Annotated in this window: 5 protein-coding genes and 1 pseudogene; 3 read left to right on the top strand and 3 right to left on the bottom strand. The window is 57.3% G+C overall.

Annotated elements, in window-relative coordinates; genetic code table 11:
* The 3 genes and pseudogenes from ACFDSS_RS13950 to ACFDSS_RS13940 all read left to right on the top strand — a co-directional run.
* Positions 1-242 (top strand): annotated as a pseudogene (locus ACFDSS_RS13950) (mandelate racemase/muconate lactonizing enzyme family protein); the annotation flags it as partial.
* Positions 243-291: 49 nt separating this feature from the next.
* Positions 292-933 carry a lysophospholipid acyltransferase family protein gene (locus ACFDSS_RS13945; RefSeq protein ID WP_375256327.1) on the top strand — a complete coding sequence of 214 codons (642 nt, stop codon included), beginning with the start codon at positions 292-294 and terminating at the stop codon, positions 931-933.
* Entirely contained in the window at positions 930-1,871 is a 942-nt protein-coding gene (locus tag ACFDSS_RS13940; RefSeq protein WP_375256326.1) for a phosphatidate cytidylyltransferase, read from the top strand. Before ACFDSS_RS13945 ends, ACFDSS_RS13940 begins: the two co-directional genes overlap by 4 nt.
* Here ACFDSS_RS13940 and ACFDSS_RS13935 read toward each other — a convergent pair.
* The 3 genes from ACFDSS_RS13935 to ACFDSS_RS13925 all read right to left on the bottom strand — a co-directional run.
* Entirely contained in the window at positions 1,862-2,614 is a 753-nt protein-coding gene (locus ACFDSS_RS13935) for a glycosyltransferase family 2 protein (RefSeq protein WP_375256325.1), read from the bottom strand. The genes ACFDSS_RS13940 and ACFDSS_RS13935 overlap by 10 nt on opposite strands.
* Positions 2,611-3,534 carry a glycosyltransferase family 2 protein gene (locus ACFDSS_RS13930; protein WP_375256324.1) on the bottom strand — a complete coding sequence of 308 codons (924 nt, stop codon included), beginning with the start codon at positions 3,532-3,534 and terminating at the stop codon, positions 2,611-2,613. Before ACFDSS_RS13930 ends, ACFDSS_RS13935 begins: the two co-directional genes overlap by 4 nt.
* Positions 3,531-3,954, bottom strand: a 424-nt coding sequence (locus ACFDSS_RS13925; protein WP_375256323.1) for an acetyltransferase, incomplete at its 5' end; no start/stop codon positions are given. The genes ACFDSS_RS13930 and ACFDSS_RS13925, both read right to left, overlap by 4 nt.

Raw genomic sequence — 3,954 nt, 5'->3', positions numbered from 1 at the left:
ATATTCTGATGGCAGAAACGATCGAAACGAAATTTCACAACGATCTGATTGGGGGCAGCATCACAGTTGAGGACGGATATATCCCTGTGCCGACGGCACCGGGGCTAGGGATCGCGTTTGACGAAGATCTGGCGCGAGCGCATCCTTACACAGGCGATGGCCTGCATCTGCAAATGCAGGAAGACCCGATTGGCTATCACAGCATCAACAGCTTTGCAGGTGGTGCGCCGGTGAAGGCTTAACGGGCCTTTTTTCTTTTCAAAGGCAACCACCTTTGCCACAGTCGGGCGCATGAAGTTTCTTCGCCAATTTGCGGCCCGTATCGTTGGCCAATCGATCCGGATTTTTGCCCGCGCCATCACCGCAGTGCGCGCTGATTGGAAAGGGATCGAACCGGTCCCGCGCCAGCGTGTGTACTTTGCCAATCATACCAGCAACGCCGATATGCCGATGATCTGGTCAGTCCTGCCGCCCGCATTACGCCGCACGGTGCGCCCGGTTGCCGCGGCTGATTACTGGCTCAAGAATAAACTGCGCGCTTTTGTCGGGCCTGAAGTTTTCAATTGCGTGCTTGTCGATCGCAGGCCAGAGGTCAAAGACAAGCCGATGGATAAGATCATCTCCGCCCTCGAAGACGGATCATCGCTGATTATCTTTCCCGAAGGCAATCGCAACATGACAGACGACCCTTTGTTGCCGTTCAAGGCAGGGCTCTACAACATGGGATGCGCCCGCCCTGAGGTGGATTTGATCCCGACCTGGGTCGCCAATCTGACAGAAATTATGCCGAAAGGCGAAATCATCCCCCTGCCCCTGATCTGCACCGTCACATTCGGAGAGCCTATCCATGTGCGCGAAGGGGAAAGCAAAGACGACTTCCTGCGGCGCGCATCCGATGCACTCTTGGCGCAACGTCCGCAGATGCACGCATGAGCAATACAACCGCCGATATCCTGCTTCTCGCCTTTGGTAGCTTTGGCATCCTGATCGCGCTGACCGTCTTGGGCGAAGTCCTGCGCGCGCGCCAGCCTGTGCATGAACCGAACCCGATGCTCGATACCTATATGACCCGCGTACAAAGCTGGTGGGGGATGGTTGCCTTTATCGGCGTGGCGCTGCTGTTGGGCAAACCTGGGATCATGACCTTGTTTGCATTCGCGTCATTTGCCGCGCTGCGCGAAATCCTGACACTGACCACGAAGGCGCAGGCCGATCACTTGTCATTGGCGCTGGCATTTTTCGCGGTTTTGCCGCTGCAATATGTCTTTGTAGGCTTTGGATGGACCGGATTATTTACCGTTTTCATCCCCGTTTACGCCTTCCTGCTTTTGCCGATGGTATCTGCGCTGCGCGGCAATCCACAGCGCTTCCTCGTCCGTGTGGCCGAGACCCAGTGGGCGCTGATGATCGCGGTTTTCTGCGTCAGTCACGTCCCTGCCTTGATGGCGCTGGAAATTCCGGGCTACGGGGATAGGTCACTTTTGTTGATTGCCTTCCTCGTGATGGTTGTCCAATTCGGCGACCTTCTGGATTTCTTCTTTGGCCGCCGGATCGGGCGTACAAAAATCGCACCGGGGTTATCGCCAAAAACATGGGAAGGCCTGTTGTGTGGCGTCCTGAGTGCGATGGTCATCGGCGCACTGCTGAGTTGGATCACCCCGTTTGGTGTGATCGGGGCGGCTTTGATGGCAGGTGTCGCGTCACTTGTCGGTATGTTCGGCAATATCGTTGTGGCAGCCATCAAGCGCGACCGCGGCGTCAAGGACTGGTCACATCTGATCCCCGGACAAGGTGGCTTTGTCGACCAGCTCGACAGCGTGATTTTTGCAGCCCCCATATTCTACCAACTGACCAAGTATTTCTACACCTGACCCGCGCGAAACTGGCCCAGTTTCGAGACGTTCTTGGCGACCAGCGTCGTGATCCCGCCAATGTTGTTCCGTCTGATCGCGCGATAATCCTCGCGGCTTTTGCGGATCAGATGGGCAAAACTGCGATTGCTGATGCCGCCCATCTTCATCTGGACCATCACAATTGGCAGATAGGCCAGACGCACATGACCCGCCGTCAGGAACCGCAGCATCCCGTCATAGTCACCCGAAATGCTGAAGCTGGTATCGTAGAGACCCACCCGTTCAAAGACGGCGCGCCGAAGGTACAGCGTCGGATGTGGCGGCATCCATCCACGCTGTAAATTTGCGCGCGAATAGGGGCCCGCTTTCCAATGGCGGATCACGCGTTGCGGATCATCGCGCGCAACATATTGCAGATCCCCATAGACCCCTTCGACGGTATCATCCTCAAACGCTGCCGCAACGGTGGCCAAGATGTCAGGCGCTGCCAACCTGTCATCCGAATGCAAAAGCCCGATGATGTCGCCGCTGGCACGGCTGATGCCTTTGTTGATCGCGTCATAAATCCCTGTATCAGCGCAGGTTTGCATCTGCGTATCCGGCAAACCCACCTGTCGCAACACGTCGAGCGTGCCGTCCGTGGACCCACCATCTTGCACGACGTGTTCAATGTCTTTGTGTATTTGACCCTTTAGACTTTCCAGCATATCGGGCAGTGTTTTCTGCCCATTCCTAACGGCGGTGACGACTGAGATCTTCATGCGGCAACCTCCTGTGATGTTGTCGAAGGGCGGCCCACCTGAATGCCAAGTACGGTCTCAATCGCTTCAATCGGCGCGCAATCATGTTCAGCCATGTAGCTGCGCACCTCTGCCAGTTTGCTGTCGACAAGATAGCGATACCAAAACCCCTGAAGAACATGAAATTTGCGTGCACGCGGAGCATCAAGCCACCCTGCGCGCAGAAAATAGCGGTAAAGGAAGTAAACCCCGGCCCGCGTCCCCAACGGCAATCGGGCATAGGCTTGTGTTTTCACCCAGCGTTTGATGGCCGCCTGACGGCCTGTCGCATCGGCGCGCAAACTGTCTTGGGGCAGGAACCGAAAGTCTTGATTGAGAATGTCAATCACCTCGCGGCTGGCGTAGCTATTGTGCTTGGCCGTCCACCAGTCGAGGCTTTTGCGATTGTCGTCGACAATCTGGCCTGACAGCGCGGCAATGGGACCGCGTACGATGATGTGTTCGTCCATCCAGCGGTTTTCGCACAGGCCCTTGCCATTGCGGAAAAGCCGAAGCACTTTGATCGGGAACAGGCCGCCGTGACGGATCGGGGCGCCCTGAAAGCACATACTGCGACCGATGGTGACCCCGGCTGCATCCGGCAGTCCGGCCTTGATCTCGGCACGTAGCGCAGGGGTGACGATCTCATCTGCGTCAAGGCGCATGACCCAACCGCCCTGCCCTTGGATCTGCTTGAGCGCCCAATTGAACTGGTCGGCGTAATTCACCCAGGCGTGGTGCAATATCCGCGCACCTGCCGCACGTGCGATCGCGACAGTTGCGTCCAAAGACCCGCTGTCGACGACCAGAATATCTGTGGCGATATCCCGCACGGACGCGATTGCGCGCGCGATGTGCAGGGCCTCGTCTTTGGCAAGAATAATCACTGTCAGCTTTGTCATTTGCGTTCTACCTCTCGCATGGGATTTCCGACGCCGGTGCCGCCTGTTGCCAGATCACGCATGGCAACGGCGCGGGCACCCAGGACCGCGCCTGCCCCGATTTTCACACCTGGACCGACGAAGGCATCCGCGCAAATCCAGGCGTCATCTCCGATCACAATCGGGGCTTTTATCAAGGCCCGATCTGCGCGACGCAGATCATGACTGCCCGCGCAAAGATGCGCATATTGAGACACCGTCGCGCGCGCGCCGACGGTAATCGATCCCAATGCATAAAGGATCGCATGATCCCCCAAAGCGGCCCCATCTTCGATCCATAGGTTCCACGGCATCGAAATCCGCACCGTTGGATAGACATGCACTTGCTGGCCGATCTGGGCGCCAAATACCCGCAGAAGCACGCGCCGCCATCCCCAGAGC

Origin of the sequence: Yoonia sp. (assembly GCF_042093035.1) — a bacterium.
Taxonomy (GTDB): domain Bacteria; phylum Pseudomonadota; class Alphaproteobacteria; order Rhodobacterales; family Rhodobacteraceae; genus Yoonia.
Note: the sequence above shows the minus strand (reverse complement) of the source record. Positions and strands in the feature narration are given on the sequence as shown.